The sequence below is a fragment of the Micromonospora sp. C81 genome (genome assembly GCF_018070425.1).
GTDB lineage: Bacteria > Actinomycetota > Actinomycetes > Mycobacteriales > Micromonosporaceae > Micromonospora > Micromonospora zamorensis.
In genome coordinates this window covers 86993-112444 of sequence record NZ_JAGPXS010000009.1, presented here as the reverse complement: position 1 = coordinate 112444, position 25452 = coordinate 86993, and the positions used below count along the sequence as shown (strand labels likewise).

Annotated in this window: 27 protein-coding genes; 22 read left to right on the top strand and 5 right to left on the bottom strand. The window is 71.3% G+C overall.

The genetic code is table 11. The annotated features are described in order from the left end of the window. Positions 1–45: 45 nt before the first annotated feature. The 6 genes from KBX46_RS17055 (at position 46) to KBX46_RS17030 (ending at position 6668) form a co-directional block, all read left to right on the top strand. Positions 46–1041, top strand: coding sequence for a hypothetical protein (locus KBX46_RS17055; protein WP_210793209.1), 996 nt, complete (start codon positions 46–48; stop codon positions 1039–1041). 161 nt (positions 1042–1202) lie between these two features. Further along, entirely contained in the window at positions 1203–3713 is a 2511-nt protein-coding gene (locus KBX46_RS17050; protein ID WP_210793208.1) for a bifunctional FO biosynthesis protein CofGH, read from the top strand. 161 nt (positions 3714–3874) lie between these two features. Then, positions 3875–4153: a hypothetical protein gene (locus tag KBX46_RS17045; RefSeq protein ID WP_088946293.1), complete on the top strand. Its 279-nt coding sequence runs from the start codon at positions 3875–3877 to the stop codon at positions 4151–4153. Positions 4154–4204: 51 nt separating this feature from the next. Beyond that, entirely contained in the window at positions 4205–5602 is a 1398-nt protein-coding gene (locus KBX46_RS17040) for a DUF4331 domain-containing protein (protein WP_210793207.1), read from the top strand. A 20-nt stretch (positions 5603–5622) separates the two neighbouring features. Continuing rightward, positions 5623–5952, top strand: a complete 330-nt coding sequence (locus KBX46_RS17035) for a phospholipase (protein ID WP_210793206.1) — start codon at positions 5623–5625, stop codon at positions 5950–5952. 458 nt (positions 5953–6410) lie between these two features. After that, entirely contained in the window at positions 6411–6668 is a 258-nt protein-coding gene (locus tag KBX46_RS17030; RefSeq protein ID WP_007455784.1) for a WhiB family transcriptional regulator, read from the top strand. A gap of 158 nt (positions 6669–6826) precedes the next feature. Here the strand turns inward: KBX46_RS17030 and KBX46_RS17025 are convergent, their stop codons facing one another. Further along, complete coding sequence (locus tag KBX46_RS17025; RefSeq protein ID WP_074316962.1) at positions 6827–7276, bottom strand: metallopeptidase family protein; 450 nt, start codon at positions 7274–7276, stop codon at positions 6827–6829. 153 nt (positions 7277–7429) lie between these two features. On the opposite strand from KBX46_RS17025, the gene KBX46_RS17020 reads away from it, so the two are divergent. The 8 genes from KBX46_RS17020 (at position 7430) to KBX46_RS16985 (ending at position 14428) form a co-directional block, all read left to right on the top strand. Next, positions 7430–7801, top strand: a complete 372-nt coding sequence (locus KBX46_RS17020; protein ID WP_088946295.1) for a DUF3499 domain-containing protein — start codon at positions 7430–7432, stop codon at positions 7799–7801. A 362-nt stretch (positions 7802–8163) separates the two neighbouring features. Beyond that, the gene (locus KBX46_RS17015) at positions 8164–8907 is read left to right on the top strand and encodes a Scr1 family TA system antitoxin-like transcriptional regulator (protein ID WP_210793283.1); all 744 of its coding nucleotides are present in this window, start codon (positions 8164–8166) and stop codon (positions 8905–8907) included. Then, the gene (locus KBX46_RS17010; RefSeq protein ID WP_210793205.1) at positions 8898–9092 is read left to right on the top strand and encodes a DUF397 domain-containing protein; all 195 of its coding nucleotides are present in this window, start codon (positions 8898–8900) and stop codon (positions 9090–9092) included. Before KBX46_RS17015 ends, KBX46_RS17010 begins: the two co-directional genes overlap by 10 nt. A 231-nt stretch (positions 9093–9323) precedes the next feature. Next, the gene (locus tag KBX46_RS17005; RefSeq protein ID WP_210793204.1) at positions 9324–10508 is read left to right on the top strand and encodes a spermidine/putrescine ABC transporter substrate-binding protein; all 1185 of its coding nucleotides are present in this window, start codon (positions 9324–9326) and stop codon (positions 10506–10508) included. A gap of 5 nt (positions 10509–10513) precedes the next feature. Beyond that, positions 10514–11668 carry an ABC transporter ATP-binding protein gene (locus KBX46_RS17000; RefSeq protein WP_210793203.1) on the top strand — a complete coding sequence of 385 codons (1155 nt, stop codon included), beginning with the start codon at positions 10514–10516 and terminating at the stop codon, positions 11666–11668. Continuing rightward, positions 11665–12573 carry an ABC transporter permease gene (locus tag KBX46_RS16995; RefSeq protein ID WP_210793202.1) on the top strand — a complete coding sequence of 303 codons (909 nt, stop codon included), beginning with the start codon at positions 11665–11667 and terminating at the stop codon, positions 12571–12573. The genes KBX46_RS17000 and KBX46_RS16995 overlap by 4 nt, the downstream gene beginning before the upstream one ends. After that, positions 12570–13379, top strand: coding sequence for an ABC transporter permease (locus tag KBX46_RS16990; protein ID WP_308159554.1), 810 nt, complete (start codon positions 12570–12572; stop codon positions 13377–13379). Before KBX46_RS16995 ends, KBX46_RS16990 begins: the two co-directional genes overlap by 4 nt. A 257-nt stretch (positions 13380–13636) precedes the next feature. Next, positions 13637–14428 (top strand): G5 domain-containing protein, encoded by a 792-nt coding sequence (locus tag KBX46_RS16985; protein WP_247667700.1) that lies wholly within the window; start codon positions 13637–13639, stop codon positions 14426–14428. A 161-nt stretch (positions 14429–14589) separates the two neighbouring features. On the opposite strand, the gene KBX46_RS16980 is transcribed toward KBX46_RS16985, so the two are convergent. Genes KBX46_RS16980 through KBX46_RS16970 form a run of 3 tightly spaced genes read right to left on the bottom strand, consistent with a single transcriptional unit; the run spans position 14590 to position 17762 of the window. Next, positions 14590–14934 carry a DUF779 domain-containing protein gene (locus tag KBX46_RS16980; protein ID WP_370452959.1) on the bottom strand — a complete coding sequence of 115 codons (345 nt, stop codon included), beginning with the start codon at positions 14932–14934 and terminating at the stop codon, positions 14590–14592. Beyond that, positions 14934–16439 (bottom strand): aldehyde dehydrogenase, encoded by a 1506-nt coding sequence (gene adh / locus KBX46_RS16975; RefSeq protein WP_141907954.1) that lies wholly within the window; start codon positions 16437–16439, stop codon positions 14934–14936. The genes KBX46_RS16980 and adh overlap by 1 nt, the downstream gene beginning before the upstream one ends. A gap of 39 nt (positions 16440–16478) precedes the next feature. Further along, entirely contained in the window at positions 16479–17762 is a 1284-nt protein-coding gene (locus KBX46_RS16970) for a GAF domain-containing protein (RefSeq protein WP_210793200.1), read from the bottom strand. A 237-nt stretch (positions 17763–17999) separates the two neighbouring features. Here KBX46_RS16970 and KBX46_RS16965 point away from each other — a divergent pair, with 237 nt between their 5' ends. The 6 genes from KBX46_RS16965 to KBX46_RS16940 all read left to right on the top strand — a co-directional run bounded on the left by KBX46_RS16965 (position 18000) and on the right by KBX46_RS16940 (position 23355). Beyond that, a complete protein-coding gene (locus KBX46_RS16965; protein ID WP_088946301.1) occupies positions 18000–18665 on the top strand; it encodes a response regulator transcription factor in 666 nt (221 codons plus the stop codon). Next, positions 18662–19726, top strand: a complete 1065-nt coding sequence (locus KBX46_RS16960) for a HAMP domain-containing sensor histidine kinase (protein ID WP_307871285.1) — start codon at positions 18662–18664, stop codon at positions 19724–19726. Before KBX46_RS16965 ends, KBX46_RS16960 begins: the two co-directional genes overlap by 4 nt. 72 nt (positions 19727–19798) lie before the next feature. After that, positions 19799–20824 (top strand): threonine/serine dehydratase, encoded by a 1026-nt coding sequence (locus KBX46_RS16955; RefSeq protein ID WP_210793199.1) that lies wholly within the window; start codon positions 19799–19801, stop codon positions 20822–20824. Next, on the top strand, positions 20821–21951 hold the full coding sequence (locus KBX46_RS16950; protein ID WP_210793198.1) for a D-alanine--D-alanine ligase family protein: 1131 nt from the start codon (positions 20821–20823) through the stop codon (positions 21949–21951). Before KBX46_RS16955 ends, KBX46_RS16950 begins: the two co-directional genes overlap by 4 nt. Then, positions 21948–22625, top strand: coding sequence for a M15 family metallopeptidase (locus KBX46_RS16945; RefSeq protein ID WP_210793197.1), 678 nt, complete (start codon positions 21948–21950; stop codon positions 22623–22625). The genes KBX46_RS16950 and KBX46_RS16945 overlap by 4 nt, the downstream gene beginning before the upstream one ends. A gap of 58 nt (positions 22626–22683) precedes the next feature. Then, positions 22684–23355, top strand: coding sequence for a hypothetical protein (locus KBX46_RS16940; RefSeq protein ID WP_210793196.1), 672 nt, complete (start codon positions 22684–22686; stop codon positions 23353–23355). A 10-nt stretch (positions 23356–23365) separates the two neighbouring features. Here KBX46_RS16940 and KBX46_RS16935 read toward each other — a convergent pair whose 3' ends face one another. Continuing rightward, entirely contained in the window at positions 23366–24607 is a 1242-nt protein-coding gene (locus KBX46_RS16935; protein ID WP_210793195.1) for an SUKH-3 domain-containing protein, read from the bottom strand. 79 nt (positions 24608–24686) lie between these two features. On the opposite strand from KBX46_RS16935, the gene KBX46_RS16930 reads away from it, so the two are divergent. Together KBX46_RS16930 and KBX46_RS16925 are read left to right on the top strand one after the other, a co-directional pair. Continuing rightward, entirely contained in the window at positions 24687–25109 is a 423-nt protein-coding gene (locus tag KBX46_RS16930; RefSeq protein ID WP_210793194.1) for a YbaB/EbfC family nucleoid-associated protein, read from the top strand. Then, complete coding sequence (locus KBX46_RS16925) at positions 25106–25438, top strand: hypothetical protein (RefSeq protein ID WP_099850694.1); 333 nt, start codon at positions 25106–25108, stop codon at positions 25436–25438. Before KBX46_RS16930 ends, KBX46_RS16925 begins: the two co-directional genes overlap by 4 nt. Positions 25439–25452: the final 14 nt, after the last annotated feature.

The window sequence follows — 25452 nt, the reverse complement described above, 5'->3', positions numbered from 1 at the left end:
TAGGCTCACGTGCGCCCTGTCCGTTCATGCCCCGAGGGGGACCTCGTGACCAGCCCCGCCGAGCCCGCGTCGACCGACGCGACGAAGGCCCGTCAGCTGACCAAGCCACTACGCGAACTCGCTGCGCTCGCGTTGCTCGGCGCCAACGCGGTGTTCCTCTTCGTGGGCCTGCTCCGGCTGATCGCCCCGAACGACTACAGCTCCTTCACCGACCGCGCGGGCAGCGCCTTCTACGCGTTCATCGGGGTGGAGGCGGTGGTCCTCCCACTGCTGGCCGTGCTGTTGGCCACGCACGTCTCACCGGTGCTGCCGAAGGCGAAGCTGATCACCCAGGTGGCCCTCGCCGAGTACGCGGTCAGCGCGCTCTTCGGCACGCTGACCATGCTGATCTGGACGGTGGGCCGCCTGGCCGATGCCGAGGTCCTGGACGCGCTCCTCGGTGTGCTCACCCGGTTCGCCTGGATGGTGATCTTCGCGGTCGCCGCCTGGGTGGTCTACACCGTGTGGCGCGCCCACTACTACGTGCCGCGGCCCAAGGCCCAGCCCGGTGTCTACGGCCAGGCGCAGCCAGGCTGGCCGCAGCAGCAGGGTGGTTGGCCGGGCCAGGGGCAGCCCGGTGGCCAGCCGCAGGGCGGTTGGCCCGCCCCCGGCCAGCCGGGTGGCTATCCGCAGCCGGGCCAGCCGGGTGGCTACCCGCAGGCCGGCCAGTACGGTCAGCCGTCGCCGCCGTTCCAGGCCCCGCAGTCGGGACCGCCGCACCCGCAGTCGGGACCGCCGCACCCGCAGTCCGCGCCGCCGTTCCAGGCACCGCAGTCCGCGCCGTCGTTCCCGCAGTCCGCGCCTCCGGCGAACCCTGCCCCCCAGTCCGCGCCGCCTGCGCCCGCCGCGCCGCCGTTCGGGCAGCCGCCGTCGGCCGACCCCACCCAGACCATCCCGCGCCAGTCGGCGGACCCGACCGAGGCCATCTCCCGCCCCGGCGACACGGACAACGACCGCACCCAGCAGCTGAAGCCAGGCGACAACCCCGACCGGCCCCGCTGACCGGGGCCCGGCGGGTTCTTTGATCACTTGATGCTCAGTAGTCGTCAGCGAGTCTGCTGAACTGCTGAGCATCAAGTGATCAAGAGGGCGAACGCGTGCCGTTTCCCACGGTGCGGGCCGGGACTGGTGGGCCGGGCTCGCGCTGCGCATAGGCTGAGCGGATGGTTGATCGCACCCACTCCGGTCCGAGCGACGCGAGCGTGCGGCGGGCCCTGGGCCGGGCCGCGACCGGGCGTGCGCTGGATGTCGACGAGGCGACCGCGCTGCTGTCCGCTCGTGGTGACGCGCTCGACGAGCTGCTCCGGGTCGCCGGGGGGATCCGGGATGCCGGGCTGCGTGAGGCCGGCCGGCCGGGCGTGGTCACGTACTCCAAGAAGGTCTTCATCCCGCTGACCCGGCTCTGCCGGGACCGCTGCCACTACTGCACGTTCGCGACAGTGCCGCACCGGCTGCCGGCGCCATTCCTGGACCGCGACGAGGTCCTCGCGATCGCACGGGCGGGTGCCGCGCAGGGCTGCAAGGAGGCCCTGTTCACCCTGGGTGACCGGCCGGAGGAGCGCTGGCCGGCGGCCCGCAGCTGGTTGGACGAGCGCGGTTACGACTCCACACTGGACTACCTGCGTGCCTGCGCGGTCGCCGTGCTGGAGGAGACCGGCCTGCTGCCGCACCTCAACCCCGGGGTGCTGTCCTGGTCGGAGCTGCAACGGCTCAAGCCGGTCGCGCCGAGCATGGGCATGATGTTGGAGACGACAGCGACCCGGCTCTGGTCCGAGCCGGGCGGCCCGCACTTCGGCTCGCCGGACAAGGAGCCCGCGGTCCGGCTGCGGGTGCTCGACGACGCCGGCCGGGTTGGCGTGCCCTTCACCACGGGCATCCTGATCGGCATCGGGGAGACCCCCGCGGAGCGGGTCGACGCGATCTTCGCGATCCGCCGCGCCCACCGGGAGTACGGCCACCTCCAGGAGGTGATCGTGCAGAACTTCCGCGCCAAGCCGGACACGGCGATGCGCGGCATGCCGGACGCGGAGCTGCACGACCTGGCGGCCACGGTGGCGGTGGCCCGGCTGCTGCTCGGCCCGAAGGCCCGGATCCAGGCCCCACCGAACCTCATCGCCGGCGAGTACGACCTGCTGCTGCGCGCCGGCATCGACGACTGGGGTGGCGTCTCCCCGCTCACCCCGGACCACGTCAACCCGGAACGCCCGTGGCCGCAGATCGAGGAGCTGGCCCGGCGCACCGAGCTGGCCGGGTTCACGCTGCGGGAGCGGCTGACCATCTACCCGGAGTACGTGCGCGCCGGCGACCCGTGGCTCGACCCTCGGCTGCTGCCGCACGTGAACGCGCTGGCCGATCCGACGTCCGGCATGGCGGTGGAGTCGGCCATGCCGCAGGGCCACCCCTGGCAGGAGCCGGAGGAGGTGTTCGGCGGGCGGACCGACCTGCACACCACCATCGACACCACCGGTCGGACCGACGACCGGCGGGGCGACTTCGACAGCGTCTACGGTGACTGGGCGGAGGTCGCCACCAAGGTGACCGCCGGCCCGGCCGCCGCCGCCGGCGACCATGACCTGCGGGCCGGGCTGCGGCTCGCCGCCGACGACCCCGCCGCGCTGCTGGAGCCCGCGCACACCGACGCCGCTCTGGCGCTGTTCGGCGCGGACGGTCCGGCACTCGACGAGTTGTGCCGGCTCGCCGACGACGTGCGCCGGGACGCGGTCGGCGACGACGTCACCTACGTGGTCAACCGCAACATCAACTTCAGCAACGTCTGCTACGTGGGCTGCCGCTTCTGTGCCTTCGCGCAGCGTGAACGCGACGCCGACGCGTACCGGCTCTCCGTCGACCAGGTCGCCGACCGGGCCGAGGAGGCGTGGACCCTCGGTGCCAGCGAGGTCTGCCTCCAGGGCGGCATCGACCCGAAGATGCCGGTCACCGGGTACGCCGACATCGTGCGCGCGATCAAGGCGCGGGTGCCGGAGATGCACGTGCACGCGTTCTCGCCCATGGAGATCGTCACCGCCGCCGCGAAGGCCGGCGTGCCGGTCCGCGACTGGTTGACCCAGCTGCGCGAGGCCGGGCTGGACACCATCCCGGGCACCGCCGCGGAGATCCTCGACGACGACGTGCGCTGGGTGTTGACCAAGGGCAAACTCCCGGCCGCCGCCTGGGTCGATGTGGTCAGCACCGCCCATGAGCTGGGCATCCGGTCCAGCTCCACAATGATGTACGGCCACGTCGACCACCCCGGGCAGTGGCTGGCGCACTTCCGGGTGCTGGCCGGGGTGCAGGACCGCACAGGTGGCTTCACCGAGTTCGTGGCGCTGCCGTTCGTGCACACCAACGCCCCGATCTACCTGGCGGGGATCGCCCGACCCGGGCCGACCTGGCGGGAGAACCGGGTGGTCCACGCGATGTCCCGGTTGCTGCTGCACGGCCGGATCGACAACATCCAGTGCTCCTGGGTGAAGCTGGGCGACGAGGGCACTGTGGCGATGCTCCAGGGTGGCTGCAACGACCTGGGCGGCACGCTGATGGAGGAGACCATCTCCCGGATGGCCGGTTCCGGCAACGGGTCGGCGCGTACCGAGGAGCAGTTGCGGGCCATCGCGACGGCGGCCGGGCGGCCGGCGCGCAAGCGCTCGACCGCATACGGTCACGCCCGGCCCTGACGTCGAACCTTTCCCCGCCGCCGGCCGTACCACGCGGTGCCGGCGGCGGTTGCGGCGAGGACCGCCGCCGGTGTCCCCACGGGGCCCGGCGGCGTCGGTAGACGGCACCGGACCCGTCCGTCTCCGCGGGCGCGTTCGCGCCGCCGCCGGAAAGGTTGCCCATGACCAGTGATCAGCGGAAGCGGCAGTGGCCGCGACTGACCCGCCGGCAGACGTTGACCGCCGCGGCCAGTGCCACCCTCGGCGCCGCCGCGCTCACCGTGCCGGGCCTGTCGGCCGCGCAGAACGCTCCCGGCGCGGCCGGGCGAGCCGACGAGCCGATCGTCGTGCACCTGCGGGACGCCGATTCCGGAACGATGGACATCTTCGTCGGCGAGGCCCGGGTCGAGGTACGCGACCGTAGCCTGGCGGATCGGCTGCGGCGCGCCGCTCGGCGCTGACCCGGCACCCCGCCCTGCCATCCTGTCCCCGCCCAGTGAGGTTGGTCCGCCATGTCTTCCCACCGCGAGGCCCCGGAGATAGCCAAGGATCCGGTCGCCGACAGCTCCGACCTGTACGCGTTCGTCAGCCCCGACAAGCGCGACACGGTCACGTTGATCGCCAACTACGTACCGTTGCAGCTCCCCTCCGGGGGCCCGAACTTCTTCGAGTTCGGCGACGACGTGCGTTATGAGATCCATATCGACAACGACGGCGACGGCCGTCCGGATGTCACCTACCGGTTCGAATTCACCACCGAGATCACCAATCCGAACAGTTTTCTCTACAACACCGGCCCGATCGATTCGCTGGACAGCAGGAACTGGAACCGGCGACAGTTCTACAGCCTGACCCGGGTGGCCGACGGCCGGGAGCACCGGTTGGCCCACAAGCTGCCCTGCCCGCCGTGCAATGTGGGTCCGCTGTCCACCCCGAAGTACGCCGAGCTGGTGCGGCAGGCCACCTACTCGCTCTCCACCGGGGAGCGGGTCTTCGCCGGGCAGCGTGCGGACGGCTTCTTCGTCGACCTGGGGGCGATCTTCGACCTCGGCACGTTGCGGCCGTTCCAGCAGCTGCACGTCGCCGGCAAGAATATCTTCAAGGCCGAGGGGGAGCCGGTCAACGCCACCGACCGGATGAACGTCCACAGCATCGCCGTGCAGGTGCCGTTGGACCGGGTCCGCCGGAGTGCCAACCGTTACGGCGCGGGTGACCGGGCCTCGGTGATCGGGGTGTGGACGTCGGCGTCGCGCCGGCAGGTGCGGGTGCTCGGCGACCGGGGTGCGGCGGACACCGCCACCGGCCCGTTCACCCAGGTCTCCCGGTTGGGCAATCCACTGTTCAACGAGGTCATCGTGCCGATGTCCAAGAAGGACCTGTGGAACTCGCTGCCGCCGTCGGAGGACAAGCGGTTCGCGCAGTTCGTCGAGCAGCCGGAGTTGGCCGCGTTGCTGCCGGCGCTCTACCCGGACGTCTTCCCCAACCTGGACAAGCTCACCAAGGCCAGGAAGGCGCGCGCCGACCTGGTGGCGATCCTGCTCACCGGCATACCGGCCGGGTTGATCGACGGCTTCACCAACACCACCGGCGACGTGCAGGCCGACATGCTGCGGCTGAACACCGCGATCCCGCCGACCCGGCAGCCGGACCGGTTCGGGGTGCTCGGTGGCGACCTGGCCGGCTTCCCGAACGGTCGGCGTGTCGGCGACGACGTGGTGAGCATCGCGTTGCGGGCGATCGCCGGGGTGACCGTCCCGCTGGTGGACAGGACGTTCCGCCCGGACGCGGCTGCCGCCGCTGTCACCCCGGGGCTGAGCGCCGCCGACGTGACAGCGCCGTTCCTCGGAAACTTCCCCTACCTCGGTACGCCGTACGACGGGTTCAACAACCCGTCGGCGGCGGCGTCCTGACCGGCGTGGGGGAGCGGAGCATGCACGAGCACGCGTACGGGCCGTCGGAGACCGGGAGCGTCGTCCTCGATCTGGGCGGCGACACCGGTGCCCTGATCGTCTACACGAGCCCGGATCTGCACGGTCGGGAGATCGAGATCAGCCGCGAGGGCGAGCGGCGGGTCCACTCGGCGGTGCGTGAGCGCCGGGTGCGCGACGGCTCGTTCCACACAGCGGTCTATCCCGATCTGCCGTCCGGAATTTATACCGTCTGGTGGGACGACAAGACGTCCGCCGGCACGGTTTCTGTCCATGGTGGAGGGATAGCCGAGTTCGTGTGGCCCAGCAGCGGTTTCGGGGTCGCCAGCTGACGTCGCCGCACGGGTTTTTCCACAGCGCCCCGTCCACATTGTGGACGGGGCGCATGTGCTGCCCGCAGCTCGACGGGCAGTCTGCGCCGTGTCGCGTTAACCTGTCCCCCACCAAGATCAGCTTGGCGGTGATGGCGGCTGGCGCCGTCCTGGCGGTGACTCGTCAGGGAAGCGCCACGGCAGAAAAGTCGGGCAACTCGCCGGAGAGGGCGTTACTCGGCCGGGGTCTGAATCGATAGGGCAGGTTGCGAGGCTGGACGGCCCGAGTGGTCGTCCGGGGGTGTCGGGAGGGCGACTCCATTATCAAGTTTGGCTTGACGGCGCACGCATTACACGCGTGTAATTTGAATGGGGTTGTTCGCACGGAACGCAACAAAACGGGACCGGACGGACAAGCACGCCTTTCGCGTGGGGGGTTGCAGCGGCGATGACGCCGGTGCGCGACAAGGAGGCATTTGATGGACGGCCAGCTTGAGGTGGCCGACCTGCTCGGAAACGCGCCGGAGTGGCAGGAGCGAGCGCTGTGCTCGCAGACCGACCCCGAGGCGTTCTTTCCCGAGAAGGGCGGCTCGACCCGCGAGGCGAAGAGGATCTGTTCGCGCTGCGAGGTCAAGACGGAATGCCTTGAATACGCTCTCGGTCACGACGAGCGGTTCGGCATCTGGGGTGGGCTCTCCGAGCGGGAGCGGCGCAAGTTGAAGCGGCGGGCCGCCTGAGCGGTGCGAGGTCGGGGCGGTGGGGGCCGCCCGACTCGCCCGGCAGGTTGCCTGATCGGGTCACGGTCCGGCGCGCGGGGGCGCGCTCGGCCTGACTCGCGGGGAGCCCCTTGGCCTGACTCGCGGGGAGTGCTCGGCCTGACTCGCGGGGGGACCGCTCAGGCCAGCTCGTCGGGGTCGACCCCGAGAAGGTTCGCCACCTGCTCGATGATCACGTCATGCACGAGATCGGCGAGGTCCTCACGGTCCATCGCCCGGAACTCCAGGGGCCGCCGGTACAGCACGATCCGCGGCGGCACCTCCTGCCGGCCCGGGCGGCCGGGCAGCAGCCGGGCCAGCGGGACCTCGCCGTCCTCCAGCACATCGGAGTCGTACACGTTCAGGTCCGGCGGGACGTCCTCGACGGCGAACTCGACCCCGGCCAGCTCCTTGGCGAACCGACGCTCCAGCGTCTCCACGGTGTCCAGGACCAGGTCGTCGAAGACCTCGGCCTTGGTCCGCGCCAGCGGCACGGTGGCCGGCACCAGCCGCCCGCGCAGGCCGCGCCCGTGCCGGTCACGGTGCGCACGCCGGCCGGAGCCGGGGCGGCGGTGTTCCGGGCTCGTCATGAGGCAAAGGGTAGCGCCCGCGCCGGGCTCGCCAGCGGCAGCGCCGCTCGCCTGGCGCGGCGCGCCCAGGACGGGCAACTGTGATCACCACGACGGGCGTGTCGCAACGCGAAGCGATGCGCCGGACCCGGTAATGGAGATACCCTGCCGCCTGTGAGGTCACCACGGCGCTGCTCCCGTAACGGCTGCCCCCGGCAAGCGGTCGCCACATTGACCTATGTCTACAACGAGTCGACAGCGGTGGTGGGGCCGCTGGCGGCGTTCGCCGAGCCGCACACGTACGACCTGTGTGAGCCGCACGCCCGCAGCCTGACCGCACCCCGTGGCTGGGACGTGGTCCGGCACGAGGGTGAGTTCGAGCCGCCGCCGCCCACCACTGACGATCTGGTGGCGCTGGCCGAGGCGGTCCGCGAAGCCGCCCGCCCGGCCCCCGCCCCTCGCCCCCCGGACCCGGGCCAGCACCACGAGAACCCGAACCAGACCGGCCGGCGAGGCCACCTCCGCGTAATCCCGCCCAACCACTAACTGCCGGGCTCCGCCCGCCCTCCGGCCCGGCCCCGCCCTCCGGGCCCCGCCACCCTCGTTGATCAAGAGGTTTGCGTCAAAAACGCGCCGTTTGGTGACCGAAACCTCTTGATCAACCAGTGCGGGCGGGGTGGGGTGGGTGGGGGCGTGGGTGGAGTGGGTTGGGACCTTGTGGGACGCCTTGGGGGCGTTCGGGGGGCGCCGGGGAAGCGTTCCAACACGTCCGACCGCCACACGCCGGTAGGCCGCAGACATCGGCACTCAGCGTGGTTAGCATGCGCCGCAGCGTGCACCGAGCCAAGTCACCGTGTACGCCTGGCGGGCAGGAGGGTCCGGTGGCGAACGAGGCGTTGCGGGTGGCGATGGCCGAGGCGGGGGAGACTGTCGAATCGCTGGCGGAGAAGGTTCGCGTCGACCCCAAGACGGCCGCGCGGTGGCTTGCCGCGGGGCGCATCCCGCACTCGCGTACCCGGGTCGCGGTGGCCCAGGTACTGCGCCGGGACGCGGCCGACCTCTGGCCGGAGCCGTTCCGCCGCCGTGACCTGCCGTGGTTCCGACCGTGGGCCGAGCTTGAACAGGACGCCACCGGCATTCGGTGGTACGAGCCGCTGCTCGTGCCAGGCCTGCTCCAGACCGAGGGGTACGCCCGCGCGGTGCTGGGCACCGGTGGCCTGCTCCCACCGTCCGAGGTGGATCTGATCGTCGCGAGCCGCCTCGAACGGCAGGCGGTCCTCGGCCGCGATGCCCCGCCGCAGCTCGTGACGGTGATCGACGAGGTGGTGCTGCGCCGGCTGGTCGGTGACCGCGCCGTGATGTCCGGACAGATGACCCACTTGGCGGCGGTCGTCGAGTGGGAGCACGTGCAGGTCCGGGTCATCCCGGCCGATAGCCCGTGGCACACCGGTCTGGCGGGTCCCTTCGTGCTGGGCCGCCTGCCCGACGGGACGGAATTGGCGTATCTCGACAACCAGCTCCGCGGTCAGGTCGTGACCGATCCCATCGACATCGCTAGCCTGGGTCGGAGGTGGGAGAGCGTCACCGGTGAGGCGTTACCCCAACGCCGGTCGATCGAGCTGATCAGGGAAGTGGCCACGACATGGACATGACCGACGCCCGCTGGCGCACGGCGACCCGCAGCAGCAACAACGGCGGTGCCTGCGTCGAGGTGGCCGACAACCTGCACGGTCGGGTGCTGGTGCGCGACAGCAAGGACCGCGACGGCGGCACCCTGGCCTTCGCGCCGGCCGCCTGGTCGTCCTTCGTCGACGTTGTCCGTCGGTCCGACCGCTGATCCCCTGGCCGCTGATCCCCGGCCGCTGACCCCAGCCGCTGATCCACTCGGGTTCACGGAAAGCGCGGTGTCCCGGCGCACAGACACCCCGACTTCCTGGAACGCGAGTGGATCAAGCTGAGCGTGGCCGACGCCTGCACAGGCAGTGACGCATTGGCCCCGATGCTCTTCCGGTGCCGCCTGTTTGTCATCGTGTCAGTCGTCCACGGCACCGACCCCTGAGGAAAAGTGATGCGTACTCCCCTCCGGCCCCTCTCCCGGCGTGGACTACTCAGCGGCACTCTCGGTTCGGCTGCTCTGCTGGCCCTGGGCGGCGGCCTTGCCGGCTGCGGCACCAAGGGTGCGCAGCAGACCGATGCCGGCTGCGTCAGCGAGGACCTGTCCGGCACCGAGCGCAAGCTCGTCTTCTCCAACTGGCCGCAGTACCTGGACGTGGATGAGAAGGACGAGTCCAAGCGGCCCAGCCTTGACGAGTTCGTCCGGAAGACCGGCATCACGGTCACCTACACCGAGGACATCAACGACAACAACGAGTTCTTCGGCAAGGTGCAGCACCAGCTCGCCGCCTGCCAGAGCACCGACCGGGACATCATCGTGCTGAGCGACTGGATGGCGGCCCGGATGAGCCGGCTCGGCTGGATCCAGAAGCTCGACCCGGCGAACATCCCGAACGTGCGGGCCAACCTGCTGTCGTCGCTGCTCGACCGGTCCTTCGACACCGAGAACCGGCTCTCCATCCCGTGGCAGTCCGGCCTCGCCGGGTTGGCGTACAACGGCAACATCACCAAAGAGCTGCGGACCGTCGACGAGCTGCTCACCCGCCCCGACCTCAAGGGCCGGGTGACCGCGCTCAGCGAGATGCGCGACACGATGGGCCTGCTGCTCGGTGCGGCGGGGCACGACCCGGCCAACTTCACGAGCGCACAGTTCGACGACGCGCTCACCACGCTCAAGAAGGCCGTCGACTCAGGGCAGATCCGCAGGTTCACCGGCAACGACTACGCACCCGACCTGGCCAAGGGCGACATCGCCGCCTGCATCGGCTGGTCCGGCGATGTCGTCCAGCTCTCCGGCGCGGACGAGAAGGTCAGGTTCGTCGCGCCCGACTCCGGGGTGATGCTCTACAGCGACAACATGATGGTGCCCAACAAGGCCACCCACAAGGCGAACGCCGAGCAGCTCATCAACTACTACTACGAGCCGGCGGTCGCCGCGAGGCTCGCTGCGTACGTCAACTACATCTGCCCGGTCAAGGGCGCACAGGCCGAGATGGAGAAGATCGACCCCGAGCTGGCGGCCAACCCGCTGATCTTCCCCGACGAGGCCCTGCTGTCGAAGTCCACGCTGTTCATGGCCCTGGACGAGAAGCAGGAGAAGGAGTACGAGGGCAAGTTCCAGCAGGTCATCGGGGCGTGACGAGGATGGCGCGTGAAACACCCCCCGGCGATCTGCGCCTGGCCAACCTGACCAGACGGTTCGGCACCCTCACCGCGGTCGACGACCTCAGCCTGACGATCGCCCAGGGCTCGTTCTTCGCGTTGCTCGGCGCGTCCGGCTGCGGCAAGACCACCACCCTGCGGATGATCGCCGGTCTGGACGAGCCGACCAGCGGTCAGGTGCTGCTCGGTGACCGGGACATCGGCCGGCTGCGTCCGCACCAGCGACCGGTCAACACCGTCTTCCAGAGCTACGCGCTCTTTCCGCACCTCACCGTCTTCGAGAACGTGGCGTTCGGGCTGCGCCGACGCGGCATCCGCCCGGTTGACGTCGAGGTCAACCGGATGCTGTCGCTGGTGCGACTCGACGGCTACGGCAGCCGCCGCCCGGCCCAGCTCTCCGGCGGTCAGCAGCAACGGGTCGCGCTGATCCGTGCGTTGGTCAACCGGCCGCAGGTGCTGCTGCTCGACGAGCCGTTGGGTGCCCTCGACCTGACGCTGCGCAGACAGATGCAGATCGAGCTGAAGCGCATCCAGACCGAGGTCGGCATCACCTTCGTGCACGTCACGCACGACCAGGAGGAGGCCATGACCATGGCGGACACGGTCGCGGTGATGAACGCCGGCCGGATCGAGCAACTCGGCGCACCCGCCGACATCTACGAGTTTCCCGCCACCGCGTTCGTCGCGAACTTCCTGGGCCGGTCCAACCTGCTGGCCGGCGAGGCCGGCGGTGTCAGCGGCGACGACGTCGTGGTGACGGCGCACGGCGCGCGCTTCTCGGTGCCCGCCGGCCGGTCCCGGGCCGACCACGGCCCGGTCCACCTGGGGGTACGCCCGGAGAAGCTGCTTCTGGTCGGCTCCGCCGACCAGGTGCCCGTGGGTCATCAGCACGTCACCGGTGTGGTCGCCGACGCCTCCTACCTGGGGGTCAGCACGCAGTACCTGCTGCGCACCGGCTCGGGCAGCGAGCTGTCGGTGTTCGCGGCCAACACGGGGACGTCGACGCGGATCGCGGTCGGCAGTGCGGCCGTGGCGTGCTGGGATCCACGGCACGCGTTCCTGCTGCCCCGGGACGCCGCCGACACCGAACTGCCGGTCCCGGTGGTGCCGGACCAGCCGGTGGGCACGTCGTCGTGACCCTGCTGGCTCCCGCCGGACCGGGGCAGCCGCCGCCCGCGCCACCGGCAGCCCGGTCCGGGCGACGCGGGCTCCTCCCGTACCTGCTGGTGTTGCCCGGTGTGGCCTGGCTGTTGATCTTCTTTGGTGTGCCGCTGGGGCAGCTCGCCGCAGCCAGCCTCTACGACCCCAGCGGCTCGCTCTCCACCGGGTACGCGATGACCTGGGCAGTCGGCAACTACCCGGACGTGGTGCAGGCGTACTGGCCGCAGTTCCTGCGCTCGTTCGGCTACGCCGCGCTGGCGTTGCTGCTGGCGCTGCTGCTGGGCTACCCGCTGGCGTACGCGATCGCGCAGAAGGCCGGTCGTTGGAAGAACCTGCTGCTGGTGTGCGTGGTCGCGCCGATGTTCACCAGCTTCCTGGTCCGCACGCTGGCGTGGAAGACGATCCTGTCGGACAACGGGGTGCTCGTCGGCCTGCTGCGCGACGTGCACCTGCTCGCGCCGGACGGTCGGCTGCTGGCCACCCCGTTCGCGGTGGTGCTCGGCCTGACGTACACCTTCCTGCCGTTTCTGGTGCTGCCGCTGTACGCGAGCCTGGAGCGGTTGGACCGTCGGCTGCTGGAGGCGGCCGGCGACCTGTACGCGAGCCCCGTGCAGGCGTTCCGCCGGGTGACCCTGCCGTTGTCCATGCCCGGCCTGGTCGCCGGCGCGCTGCTGTTCTTCATCCCGGCCAGCGGGGACTACATCAACGCGGAGCTGCTCGGCACACCGAACGAGTACATGGTCGGCAACGTCGTCGACTCGGCGTTCCTGGTCCGGCTGGACTACCCGCAGGGTGCCGCGCTGTCGGTCCTGCTGATGGCGGCGATCCTCGCGATGGTCTTCGGGTGGCTGCGCAGGGCCGGCACCGAGGCGGTGCGGTGAGACTCTGGCGTTGGCTGGCCGACCGCTGGGTGATGATCGTGGCACTGCTGGTCCTCGGCTACCTGGCGCTGCCGATCCTGGTGGTGGCCGCCCTGTCGTTCAACCGCCCGTCGAGCCGGCTGTCGTACGACTTCAACGAGTTCACAGTGGAGAACTGGCGTCGGCCGTGCGCCACCTCGGACATGTGCGAGGCGGTGGTCCGCAGCGTGCAGATCGGGTTCCTCGCCACAGTGGTCGCGACGGTGCTCGGCACCCTGATGGCGTTCGCGCTGGTGCGGCACCGCTTCCGGGGCCGGTCCGCGATCAACGTGCTGGTCTTCGTGTCGATGGCCACCCCGGAGTTGGTGATGGGCACGTCGCTGCTCGCCCTCTTCGTGTCCGCCGGGGTGCCGCAGGGCTTCTGGACCGTCGTGATCTCGCACGTCATGTTCTGTGTGTCGTTCGTGGTGGTCACCGTGAAGGCGCGGCTGGCCGGGATGGACCGGCGGTTGGAGGAGGCCGCCATGGACCTCTACGCCAGCGAGTGGCAGACCTTCCGGCGGATCACCCTGCCGCTGGTGCTGCCCGGCATCGTGGCCGCCGCGCTGCTGGCCTTCTCGCTGAGTTTCGACGACTTCATCGTCACGAACTTCAACGCCGGCACCACTGTCACGTTCCCGATGTACGTGTGGGGCGCCGCCCAGCGGGGCATCCCACCACAGGTCAACGTCATCGGTACTGCGATGTTCGCGGTCGCGCTGCTGCTGGTCGGGCTCAGCTCGCTGCGCGGTCGACGGGCCCGTCGCACCTCCGAGCCCGCCCGCTGACGGCATTTCGACACATCCACTGCCGCCCGCCGGTGACCGACCGTGCGACGGCACGGTGGGTGGGGATTTGCGACGCTTGTCGGCAAATGTAGCCGCACGATCGGCCCCGACCGGCCGGCCTGGAGGGTTGTCCCGGGTGTCGTCTCGTCGCCCGAGGAAGCGCCCATGGATCACCGGTGCGCGGCGAACGGCGCAGGTGACCAACGCGACGGATGATATTGCGCGCAGTGTTTGCGACGACACTCATCGCCGTGACGATGCAACCACCGCCGAATCCTGGCCCGCCGTACGCGCCGTCGTCCGGTCCGCCGCCCCGACCGAACTGGTTCCGCCGGGCCAGCCCCGCCCGCCGAGCCGCCGTGATCCTCGGCTCGGTGACCCTGTCGGTCCTACTGCTCTGCTGCACCGGCACCGCCATCATCAGCGCGCTGGCCGGCGAGCCGGAGCCGACCAGGACCGGCACGGCCGCCGAGGCGCAGCAGCCCATCGTGGCGGCGCCCGCCGAACCGACCGAGAGTGCTGACGCCCAGGCCGCGTCGCCGCTCGCCGCCCCATCCGCCACGCCGGACCCCAGCGACGCGGTGCCGGCCTCGCCGACCCCGGCCGACGCCGTGTCCCCGTCTCGCGCCGCGTCCACACCGGTCGTCCGGGTGACGACCGAGACGGAGCGAGCCGCCGTGCGCTACACCGAGCGGACCGTCAAGGACGCGACCCTCGCCGAGGGCAAGCGCGTCGTCCGGACCAAGGGCGTGAACGGCGTACGGACCCTGACGTACGAGGTGACCACCACGGACGGGGTGCGCACGGCCAGGAAGCTGGTCAAGTCCACAGTGACGAAGCAGCCGGTCACGCAGGTCGTAGCCGTCGGCACCAAGAAGGCGCAGTCGAAGTGCGACCCGAACTACAGCGGCTGCGTCCCGATCGCCAGCGACGTCGACTGCCTGCCCGGCAGCGGCGACGGACCGGCCTACGTTCGTGGCCCCGTCAAGGTCATCGGCACGGACAAGTACCGCCTCGACAACGACAAGGACGGCTACGGCTGCGACTGATCCTGCATGGCCTGCGATCACGCATTGTCATCTCGCGCGACCGAGACGCGGTGTGGAGCGTGATGCCTGTGAGTCATCTTGATGCCTCACAGGCATCACGGTCTCCAGTGCGAGCTATCCCCGAAGCTCGTCCCGCCCGGGAACGGCGCTCAGGTCAGGGGTCAGGCGGCCAGGCGGGAGCGGATGAGGAAGCGGACTCCGTCGGGTGCTTCCAGGGAGAAGCCGCTGCCTCTGCCCGGGACCACGTCGACGGTCAGCGTCGTGTGTTTCCACAGCTCCCACTGGGACTTCGACATCCAGAACTCGACCGGTTCCGGCACCCCGTCGACGGTCAGCGAGGCGAGCAGGACGTCGGACGAGCCGGTCCGGAACTCGCCCGCCGGATAACACATCGGGGCGCTGCCGTCGCAGCAGCCGCCGGACTGGTGGAACATCAGTGGGCCGTGTCGCCCCCGCAGCGACCGGATCAGCTCTGCCGCGGCGGGGGTGACGGAGACGACCGGCATCAGAAGAAGCCGAGCTTCTTGGTGGAGTAACTGACCAGCAGGTTCTTCGTCTGCTGGTAGTGCTCCAGCATCATCTTGTGGTTCTCCCGGCCGATGCCGGACTGCTTGTACCCGCCGAACGCCGCATGCGCCGGGTACGCGTGGTAGCAGTTCGTCCACACCCGGCCGGCCTGGATGGCCCGCCCGGCCCGGTACGCCGTGTTCATGTCCCGCGTCCAGACGCCGGCACCCAACCCGTACAGGGTGTCGTTGGCGATCTTCACGGCGTCGTCGAGGTCGGCGAAGGAGGTCACCGAGACCACCGGGCCGAAGATCTCCTCCTGGAAGATCCGCATCGAGTTGTCGCCCTCGAAGATGGTCGGCTCAACGTAGTACCCGCCCGACAGGTCTCCGCCCAGGTCTGCACGGGAGCCGCCGGTCAACACGCGAGCACCCTCCTGCCGGCCGATGTCCAGGTAGGACAGGATCTTTTCGAGCTGGTCGTTGGAGGCCTGCGCCCCGATCATCGTGTCGGTGTCCAGGGGATGCCCCTGCACGATCTGCTCGGTGCGAGAAACCGCCGCGGCGAGGAAGTCGCTGTAATGGCCGTGCTGGATGAGCGCCCGGGACGGGCAGGTGCAGACCTCACCCTGGTTGAGCGCGAACATGGTGAAGCCTTCCAGGGCCTTGTCCAGGAAGTCGTCCGATGCGGCGCTGACGTCGTCGAAGAAGATGTTCGGGCTCTTGCCGCCCAGCTCCAGGGTGACCGGTTTGATGTTCTCACTGGCGTACTGCATGATCAGCCGCCCGGTGGTGGTCTCACCGGTGAAGGCCACCTTCGCGACCCTGGCCGAGGAGGCCAGCGGCTTACCGGCCTCCACGCCGAAACCGTTGACGATGTTGAGCACGCCCGGCGGCAGCAGGTCCGCCACCAGCGACAGCCAGTAGTGGATGGACGCCGGGGTCTGCTCGGCCGGCTTGAGCACCACGGCGTTGCCGGCGGCCAGCGCGGGCGCCAGCTTCCACGTCGCCATCAGGATCGGGAAGTTCCACGGGATGATCTGCCCGACCACGCCGAGCGGCTCGTGGAAGTGGTAAGCCACGGTGTCGTCGTCGATCTCGCCGAGTGAACCCTCCTGGGCCCGGATCGCCCCGGCGAAGTAGCGGAAGTGGTCGATGGCGAGCGGGATGTCGGCGGCGAGGGTCTCCCGGACCGGTTTGCCGTTCTCCCAGCTCTCGGCGATGGCCAGCGACTCCAGGTTCTCCTGCATGCGGTCGGCGATCCGGTTGAGGATCAACGCCCGTTCGCCCACCGAGGTGCGCCCCCACGCGTCGGCGGCGCCGTGCGCGGCGTCCAGGGCCCTCTCCACGTCGGGGGCGGTGCCGCGGGCGACCTCGGTGAAGGTCTGCCCGGTGACCGGGGTGGGGTTCTCGAAGTAGGCGCCGCCGTGCGGCTTGACGTACTCGCCGCCGATGTAGTGGTCGTAACGGGACTGCCAGTGGGTGGGCGCGTCGTAGCGCGTCATGGTGACCTCCGCCGTCGATGGGGGATGACGGCGGGAAGGCTAGTTTCGCGGACGTTGCAGGAACGTTGCGCGCTCCAACGCGTACTCCCTGGCGAGCTGGTCGATGCGCGCGAGGGCGAGGGGCCGACGCGGCGCGCCCACCGGCAACGTCCGCGCCAGGGCCTGCCACACGACCAGGTCGTCGGCGCCGGCGGGCGTCGCGGTCCAGGCCGCGAGCAGCGCCGGGTCCGCGGTGGCCAGCACGGCCGCGCGGAGGTGACCGTCGATCAGCCGGCGCAGTCGCGTCACTCCCGGCGCGTCCGAGCCGGGCAGCAACGGCCCGGGGTACGCGTCGAGCGCGCCCGCCGCATCGCCCTGGTCCAGCCGGTGGGCGAGGGTGGTGAAGTCGGCGCGGACGGTGCCGCGCAGCCGGTAGGGGCGGGAGTCGAGCAGCTCGGGGCCGAGCACCCGGCGCAACCGGGACAGCTCGGCGCGCAGGGTGACCGGGTGCAGTCGGTCGTCGCCGTACAGGTCGAGGCCGAGCTGAACGCCGGTGCGTCCCTCCGGGTGGTGCAGCAGCAGCACCAGCAACTCGCTGTGTCGGCGACCGAGTCGGATCCGCCGGCCGTCGACCCGCAGTTCCGCCTCGTCGCGACCGAGCGCGGTCACCGTGGTGACGGCGGGCTCCACCGGTTGGCCGACGGCGAGCTGCGCCTCGGCGGCTCGGGCCGTGGCACGGACGAGGGCCAGGCTGTGCGGATTGGCCAGGTGGTCCCCGCCGGTGATGTCGATCGCGCCGAGCAGTCGGCCGGTGGCGGGGTCGTGGATCGGCGCGGCCGCGCACGTCCAGCGTTGCACCGGGCGGCTGAAGTGCTCGGTGGCGAAGATCTGCACGCTGTGGTCGACGGCCAGCGCGGTGCCGGGCGCGTTGGTGCCGGCGTGCGTCTCGTCCCAGCGGGCGCCGGGCACGAAGTTCATCCGTTCGGCGTGCCGGAGCACGCCCGGATGCCCCTCGACCCAGAGTAGTCGCCCGTCCGCGTCGCAGACCGCCATCAGGTGCGCGCCGTCCTGGGCGATGCCGCCGAGCAGGTCCCGGAACAGCGGCAGCACCCGGGCCAACGGGTGGACGGCCCGGTACGCGGCCAGGACGTCGTCGGCCAGGTCGACAGGTGGGGTGGCCTCGGGGTCGAGTCGTGCCGAGCGTTCCCAGGAGCGGCGCACCACGTCCCGCACCCGGTGTGGCGCGGCGCCGGCGGTGAGGAAGGCTTCGTGGGCGGCACCGACCTGCGCGATCCGTTCCGCCGGATCGACGCCGAACTCCAGGGCGAGCCACGGGTCAGCCATCAGGGCGACCTCCTCGGCCCCCATCGTGACGCAGCTCACCCTCGATCGCCAACCGCCGTGGCCGCCGGACCCCTGGGCGCAGACGGCGCGGCCCGGGACGAAGCCGGCACGGCGAGGGTTGCAATGGTTTGTCCGCTGGTCGCTGCCGTGGAGGATTGCTTTCGCGGGTCCTTACAGAACCCTTAACCCGGGCCTGCGACGGTATGCCGGGCAAGCGGAACTCGGGGGAGCAGACACGTGCGGGTGCTGGTGGCGGACGACGAGCGGTTGTTGGCGGACACGGTGGCCCAAGGGCTGCGCCGCCTCTCGATGGCCGTCGACGTCTGCTACGACGGTGACGGCGCGCTGGAGCGGATCGGAGTCAACCGGTACGACGTCGCGGTGCTCGACCGCGACATGCCGGGACACACCGGTGACGAGGTCTGCCGCAGCATCACCGACTCACAGGTCGGCACCCGAGTGCTGCTGCTCACCGCCGCGGCCGGCATCCGGGACCGGGTGGAGGGTCTCGGTCTCGGTGCCGACGACTACCTGACCAAGCCGTTCGCCTTCGCCGAGCTGGTCGCCCGGGTGCAGGCCCTCGGTCGACGGTCCGCGCCGGCACTGCCACCGGTGCTCGCCCAGGACGGCCTGGTGCTGGACGTGGGCCGACACGTGGCCACCCGGGACGGCCGCCCGCTCGCGCTGAGCCCGAAGGAGTTCGCGGTGCTGCACGTGCTGCTGCGCGCGGACGGGCAGGTGGTCAGCGCCGAGGAGTTGTTGGAACAGGCCTGGGACGAGTTCGCCGACCCGTTCACCAACGCCGTACGGGTCACCGTGATGACGTTGCGCAGGAAGCTCGGCGACCCGGCGGTCATCCACACCGTGCCGAAGGCCGGCTACCGCATCGGTGGGACGGCGTGACCTGGACGCCCCGACGTCGGGTGCTGCTCGTGGGCCTGCTGGCACTGCTGGCCGGGCCGCTGCTGCCGACGATGGGCAGGTGGGTGTCGGGGGTGACCTGGACCTGGGGGCAGCAGCTCTGCGACCTGCCGGTGCCCGGTCTGATCTCGACCTGCGCCGACGTACGCCCGGGGGCGTTCGTGCTGCCCCTGCTGTCCGTGCTGCTCGTCACCGTGACCGCCCTGGTGGCGCTCTGGTTCGGTGCGGCCTGGTGCCTGCGCCCGGTCCGTGACCTCGTCGGACCGATCGGGCACCTCGGCCCGCAGAACCTCGGTCACCGGATCCGGCCCCGCGGCGGGGACGAGCTGGCCCAGCTCTCCCGCGCGATCGACGAGATGATGGAACGTGTCTCCGCCGGATACGAGGGGCAGCGACGGTTCGCCGCGAACGCCTCGCACGAGCTGCGTACGCCGCTGGCGGTGCAGCGGACGCTGATCGAGGTCGGCATGGCCCAGGCGCTCACCAGTGAGCAGTTGGAGCTGTTGACCAGCCAGCTGCTGGAGACCAACGAGCGCAACGAGCGGCTGATCGAGGGACTGCTCGCACTCAGCGAGAGCGACCAGGGCCTGCGCTCGCGGATCCCGCAGCGGCTGGACACGATCGTCGAGGCGGTGCTCGCCGGGTACCAGGACCGCGCCCGGGAGGCCGGCGTCACCATCGACACCCATCTCGCGCCCCGGGTCGTCGTCGGCGAACGGGTGCTGCTGGAACGCCTGGTCACCAACCTGGTGGAGAACGGGATCAAGTACAACCGGCGCGGCGGCTCGCTGACCGTCGCGGTGAGCGGCGCGCCCGCGCTGACCGTGGTCAACACCGGTCAGCCGGTGCCGGCCGAGGCGGTGGCCGGTCTCTTCGAGCCGTTCCGACGGCTCGCCCGGGACCGCACCTCGCAGGGCGGAGGCGCCGGCCTGGGGCTGGCCATCGCCCGCTCGATCACCCAGGCGCACGACGGCATCATCGCGGCCCGGCCCGCCGAACACGGCGGTCTGCGGGTCGACGTCCAACTACCCAATGTGACCTAGCGCTCCACCCACCTCCCGGGGTCCCGCGTACGGCTGGATCCCGCCTGTGGTGTGCCCGGAAGGAGAAAGACGATGTCACACACCGTTGGCCAGGTTCGGGCCGATGTCGAGGAGGCCGCCCGCTGGCTGGCCGGCCGGGTGGTCCGCACACCCGTGCTGCGGTCCCCGGTGATCGACGGTCTGGCCGGGGCTCGAATCCTGCTCAAGGCCGAGAACCTCCAGAACGGCGGCTCGTACAAGATGCGGGGTGCGCTGCGGGCGGTCGGCCGACTCGCCGCCTCCGGCCACACCGGGGTGATCGCGCAGAGCACCGGTAACCACGCGATAGCGGTGGCGTTGGCGGCCCGGGAGCACGGGCTCACGGCCACCGTGGTGCTGCCGGTCGACGCGGCGTCGACGAAGGTCGACCGGGCCCGCGCGGCGGGGGCGCGGGTGGTGCTCGCCGGCACCGACGTCGCGGAGCGGGTCGCGGTGGTCGACGGGCTCAGCGACGAGAGCGGTCACCCGGTCGTCGACGCGTACGACCACCCGGACGTCATCGCCGGGCAGGGCACGGCCAGCCTGGAGCTGATCGAGGAGGCCGAGCGCGCGGGCACACCGCTGGACGCGCTGGTCGTACCGGTCGGTGGTGGTGGCGGGGTGGCCGGCGCGTGCCTGGCCGCCGCCGGCAGGGGCATCGAGGTGTACGGCGTGGAGCCGGTCGGTTGTGACTCGCTCGCCCGCAGCCTGGCGGCAGGTGTTCGCGTCCCGGTCGCGCCGGCGCCCACGATCGCGGACGGGCTGCGGCCGTCCTGTGTGGGTGAGCTGCCGTTCGCCATCGTGCGCGACGTGCTGCGCGGGGTCGTCCGGGTCGACGACGACGAGATCGTGGCGGCGTTCCGGCTGATCCTGATGGAGCTCAAGGTGCTCGCCGAGCCGTCCGGTGCGGCCGGCCTGGCCGGCGCGCTCCGGATGGCCGGTGACGAGCGCGTGGGTCCCGGTCGGCGGCGGACGGTCGGCGTGGTGCTGACCGGCGGGAACGTGGAGGCATCAGTGGTGGCCCGGTTGTCCACCCAGCGGTCCGCCACGGTGACGACTGTCGAGGGGATGGCGGCGTGAGCGCGCCTGTTCGGATCGGAATCCTGTTCGGTGGACCGTCGGCGGAGCACGAGGTGTCCTGCGCGTCCGCGCTCGGCGTGGCCCGGGCGCTCGCCGGCGGCGGCTACCGCACTGTCGCCATCGGTGTCACCCGCAGCGGCGGGTTTCGGCTGCTGCCCGACGCGCTGCTGGCCGAGCTGCGCGACCGGCCGGCCGGTGCGCGGGCCATCGACGACCGCCTGGTGGTGTCCGGGCCGTCGGTCGAGCTGCGGGCCGGTCCGCGTCCCGGCGTCGTGCAGGTGTGCGCCGGCAACGCCCCCGGCGCGGTGCACGCCGAGCTGGACGTTGTCTTCCCGGTGCTGCACGGCCCGTTCGGTGAGGACGGTGTGGTGCAGGGGCTGTTGGAGGCGCTGAACGTGCCGTACGTGGGGTGCGGCATCCTCGCCTCGGCGGTCGGCATGAACAAGGTGGCGATGAAGCGGGCGCTGCGCGCCGAGGGCGTTCCGGTCACCCCGTACGTCGCGTTCGACGCGCACACCTACCGTGCGGCCGACGACCCGGAGAAGCTGGTCCTCGGGCTGCGCCGGCCGCTCTTCGTGAAGCCGGCCAGCATGGGTTCGTCGATCGGCATCTCCCGCGTCGGCGAGGGTGACGACCTGGCCGCCGCGGTGGAGGAGGCGCTGCGCCACGACCAGCTCGTCATGGTCGAGCAGGGGGTCACCGGCAGGGAGCTGGAGTGCGCGGTCCTCGGTGGCTGGCGCCCCGAGGCGTCGGCGGTGGGCGAGGTACGCGTCGCCGGCGGATGGTTCGACTACCAGCAGAAGTACTTCGGCGACAGCGATCCGATGATCGTCCCCGCCTCGCTGCCGGACGAGGTGACCGCGCGGGTTCGGGAGCTGTCGCTGCGCGCGTTCGCCGCGATCGGCGGTTGGGGCCTGGCCCGGGTGGACTTCTTCTACGACGAGACGACCGGTGAGGTGTACGTCAACGAGCTGAACACCATGCCCGGCTTCACCGCGCACTCGATGTACCCGAAGGTGTGGGCGGCCGTCGGCGTCGCCTACCGGGAGGTGGTGGACCGCCTCGTCGAGCTGGCCCGTGTCCGGCACGCGGAACGGCCGGCGACCCCGGTGGGGAACGCCCGATGATCCTGCTCTCCGATCCACGGGTGGCGGCCGTGCCCAGCTCCGACGACGGCGACCCGCTGGTGGACCTGCGTGCGATGCCGGAGCTGCGCCTCGACGGCCGCGCGGCCGACCCCGCCGGGGCGTACGCCAGGCTGCGCGCGGGAGTCGTGGACCGCCTGGTGGCCGCGCAGCGTGACCTGCCCGCCGGCATGCGCCTGCTGGTCGTCGAGGGTTACCGCCCGTACCAGACGCAGTTGGCCATCTTCACCGGCTACCGGGACGAGCTGCGCCGACGGCACCCGGACTGGTCCCCGCAGCGACTGCACCGGGAGACCACCAAGTTCGTCTCGCCGGTCGACGTGGCCCCGCACAGCACCGGCGGGGCGGTCGACGTGACCCTGTGCACCGACGACGGGGTGGAGCTGGACCTGGGCACGGCCATCGACGCGACCCCGGAGGACAGTGCCGACGCCTGCTTCACCGACGCGCCCACGATCGGTCGCACCGCCCGCCGACACCGGCGGATCCTGGTGGACGCTCTCGGCGGCGTGGGGATGGTGAACTACCCGACCGAGTGGTGGCACTGGTCGTACGGGGATCGTTACTGGGCGCTGGTCACCGGTGCGCCGCGCACCCGGTACGGGCCGGTGGACCTGGCCGCCGCACGATCGATACCCGTCCCGGCTGAACGGTAGGGCGCTCCCGTCCGTACCAGGTGAGTGAAGGACACCACCGAGGACGGGAGTGACGGCGATGAGGGTGCAGCGCAGGCACGTGCTGGCGGCGACCGTGGCGGTCGTCGCCGCGGCAGGTGTGGCGGTGGGGACCAGCTTCGGGTTCGCCGGCACCACCCCGGCACGGTCGTCCGTCTGCTCCGGCTCGGTCACGTTCTCGGCGGAGGGCGGTGCGCCGGCGGCCACCAGCGACCGTTTCCCGGTGGGTACCCGGTTGCGGGTGACCAACCTGGACAACAACCGGGCTGCCACGGTGACGGTGACCGGCCCGTCGGGTAGCTGTGTGCTGCTCAACGCCGCCGCCATGGAGCTGGTCCGGGAGCCGGGCAAGAACGTGATCCGCCGCAACGTGGTGGAGCGGCTGGACGGAGCGGCGCCCGTCGGGCAGCCACCCGCCGGCACGGTCCGTCCCGGCGTCGCGTCTCCCGGCGCGCCCGGCCCGGCACCCAGCTCGGTCTGCTCGGGGCCGATCACCTTCTTCGCCGAGGTCGGGGCGCCAGCGGCGACCAGTGGACAGTTCCCGGTGGGCACCCGGCTGCGCGTGACCAACCTGGACAACAACCGGGTGACGACGGTGACGGTGACCGGCCCGTCGGGCAGTTGTGTGCTGCTCAACGACGCGGCGATGGCGCAGATCCGTGAGCCGGGCAAGAACCTCATCCGCCGCAACACGGTCGAGGTGGTCCGCTGACGCGCCAGCCTCAGTCGGCCTGCCAGGTGCCGTCGTCGCGGACCCGGGCCGGTGCGCGGCCCAGCAGCAGAGTCGTCAGCGCGCTGTCGATGGAGTCGCCGAGGAACCACTCGCCGGCCTGATCGAGCGCGAAGACCCGGCCACGCTCGTCCACCGCGAGGATGCTGTCCTGCTGCTCGGTGCCGATCGGAAAGAGGCGTACGCCGAGGACAGCGCCGAAGTCCGCGAGGGTGTCGGCGGTGTGGGCGATGGTGTGCGGGCGGATGTCGAAACGGGAGATCCACACCTGCTCGCCCCGCCCGCGCCGCGCGCCGACCAGGCTGGGAAACGCGGTCAGCGCCTCCACGGCCGCGGGAAAGACCGTGTGCTGATGGGTCAGCCCCGACACGGCGGTGACGTCCCGCACGGCCGCGGCGGCCATGATCTGGTCCCCGATGTGCGGTCGCCACCCGGCCGCGACCAGCGCGTTGGCGACCTCCGCCGGGAAGCGCCCAGGATCGGGGTCGGCTGCCGCCGGCGCACGCCAGGGTTCGGTGTACGCCCGAGCCGACTCCGGCAGGACGTTGGCGCGCACCAGGAAGGTGATGCACGAGTCGCAGGGCAGCTCGGCGGGACCACCAGCCGGATCACCCGGCTCCCGGATCCGGAAGATCTCGAACCGGGCGCCCTCCAGCAGCGCCGCCGCCTCGGCCCGACCCATCGGCGCGATGCCCTCGGCGGCCCGGCGGTGGTCGTACTCGTGCAGGACGTCGGAGACCACGATCAGCTCGGCGTGCGACTCCCCGCCCCGGACCAGGTCGCCAGGGGGTAGCCGGTCCAGGTAGTCGCGGACCAGCGGGTGATGGTTGAGCGGGACGTCGGCCCTGGTGCCCTGGGCGGTCCAGATCCGCCCGTCGAGCGCCAGATGGGCGGCGGTGTTCGGGGTGGCTGCCCGGTGGATCTCCCGGACCAGCAGACTCGACGGGTCGACGGTGCGGGGAGAGGCCGGCCCGGTGGGACGGCTGCGTCGGTACAGATCCGCCACCACGTCGCTCGGCACCCGCGGCCAGGTGGTGACCTTGCCGGTCTGCTTGTCGATGACCGTCGTCGGCAGGTCCCCCGGGACCGTACGCACCTCGGTGGGCACCACAGACGTGATGACGAAGCCGAGGTCGAACTCGTCGACCATCGCTGTGCACTCGTGCCCGAGGCGCTGCGAGTCGCGGCGCGCCCAGGTGGCCGCGAGCTGCTCGGCCTGTTGACGGTCGATCACGCACTGAAACTACCGGACTACACGGATCGATGGCAGCCGGTATGGTGCTGCTCTACCGACGGTGACGGGAGGGGCGGCGGTGAGCGAACATGTGGACCGGCACGCCAACCGCGAGCTACGGGCCCGGTTCGACGACGTGTACGGGCAATATCAGCAGCTCAGGTCCGGTTTGGACACCCTGCAGACGAGGCTAGCCGAGCTGCGGGTGACCCGCCGGTCGGCCGACGGGCAGGTCACCGCCACCGTGGGTGCCCGGGGCGAGGTCATCGAGGTCGAGCTGACTCCGGCCGTCTACCGCGAGCGGGACGCCGGGGCGCTCGGCCGAAAAATCACCGAAACGATCCGGACCGCCGCGACCGCCGCCGCCGACGTCACCCGCGACCTCGTCGCCGAGACCGTGCCGGCCAACTCCGGCTCGATGGACTTCCTGCGCACCGGCGACTACGCGGCCCTGCTCGGCCGGGCCGACGCCGTGCTGGGCAGGCGTGAGGGGACGACATGACCGACGGGCAGCTCTGGCTCGATCCGTCCCGCGCGCGTCGGGGCGGTGCCGACCTGGCGCTCGCCGGCGAGGCGGTCACGGCCCGTCGAGCAGCGGAAGGCGGTGCGATCGAGGCCGCCAGCGGTGCCCGGCCCTGGGGCCGCGACGACATCGGCGCCGCGTTCGAGCGCAACTACCGCGCGATCGAGCAGACCGTGCTGCGGGCCTGGGCGGGCGTCGGGCATCAGCTCACCGAGTTGGGCGGCGACGTGGTCCGCGCGGTCGACGCGAGCGTGCAGACCGACGGGGCCAGCGCCGCCCGGTTCGGTCGGGTCACCGACCAGCGCTGACGGCCGACGATCCC

What these genes read in the sequence shown, in the direction of transcription:
- KBX46_RS17050 (WP_210793208.1), top strand. Translation starts at nt 1,203, where the DNA reads ATGGTTGATCGCACCCACTCCGGTCCGAGCGACGCGAGCGTGCGGCGG.
- KBX46_RS17045 (WP_088946293.1), top strand. Translation starts at nt 3,875, where the DNA reads ATGACCAGTGATCAGCGGAAGCGGCAGTGGCCGCGACTGACCCGCCGG.
- KBX46_RS17040 (WP_210793207.1), top strand. Translation starts at nt 4,205, where the DNA reads ATGTCTTCCCACCGCGAGGCCCCGGAGATAGCCAAGGATCCGGTCGCC.
- KBX46_RS17035 (WP_210793206.1), top strand. Translation starts at nt 5,623, where the DNA reads ATGCACGAGCACGCGTACGGGCCGTCGGAGACCGGGAGCGTCGTCCTC.
- KBX46_RS17030 (WP_007455784.1), top strand. Translation starts at nt 6,411, where the DNA reads ATGGACGGCCAGCTTGAGGTGGCCGACCTGCTCGGAAACGCGCCGGAG.
- KBX46_RS17025 (WP_074316962.1), bottom strand. Translation starts at nt 7,276, where the DNA reads ATGACGAGCCCGGAACACCGCCGCCCCGGCTCCGGCCGGCGTGCGCAC.
- KBX46_RS17015 (WP_210793283.1), top strand. Translation starts at nt 8,164, where the DNA reads ATGGCCGAGGCGGGGGAGACTGTCGAATCGCTGGCGGAGAAGGTTCGC.
- KBX46_RS17010 (WP_210793205.1), top strand. Translation starts at nt 8,898, where the DNA reads ATGGACATGACCGACGCCCGCTGGCGCACGGCGACCCGCAGCAGCAAC.
- KBX46_RS17005 (WP_210793204.1), top strand. Translation starts at nt 9,324, where the DNA reads ATGCGTACTCCCCTCCGGCCCCTCTCCCGGCGTGGACTACTCAGCGGC.
- KBX46_RS17000 (WP_210793203.1), top strand. Translation starts at nt 10,514, where the DNA reads ATGGCGCGTGAAACACCCCCCGGCGATCTGCGCCTGGCCAACCTGACC.
- KBX46_RS16985 (WP_247667700.1), top strand. Translation starts at nt 13,637, where the DNA reads ATGCAACCACCGCCGAATCCTGGCCCGCCGTACGCGCCGTCGTCCGGT.
- KBX46_RS16980 (WP_370452959.1), bottom strand. Translation starts at nt 14,934, where the DNA reads ATGCCGGTCGTCTCCGTCACCCCCGCCGCGGCAGAGCTGATCCGGTCG.
- adh (WP_141907954.1), bottom strand. Translation starts at nt 16,439, where the DNA reads ATGACGCGCTACGACGCGCCCACCCACTGGCAGTCCCGTTACGACCAC.
- KBX46_RS16970 (WP_210793200.1), bottom strand. Translation starts at nt 17,762, where the DNA reads ATGGCTGACCCGTGGCTCGCCCTGGAGTTCGGCGTCGATCCGGCGGAA.
- KBX46_RS16955 (WP_210793199.1), top strand. Translation starts at nt 19,799, where the DNA reads ATGTCACACACCGTTGGCCAGGTTCGGGCCGATGTCGAGGAGGCCGCC.
- KBX46_RS16945 (WP_210793197.1), top strand. Translation starts at nt 21,948, where the DNA reads ATGATCCTGCTCTCCGATCCACGGGTGGCGGCCGTGCCCAGCTCCGAC.
- KBX46_RS16940 (WP_210793196.1), top strand. Translation starts at nt 22,684, where the DNA reads ATGAGGGTGCAGCGCAGGCACGTGCTGGCGGCGACCGTGGCGGTCGTC.
- KBX46_RS16925 (WP_099850694.1), top strand. Translation starts at nt 25,106, where the DNA reads ATGACCGACGGGCAGCTCTGGCTCGATCCGTCCCGCGCGCGTCGGGGC.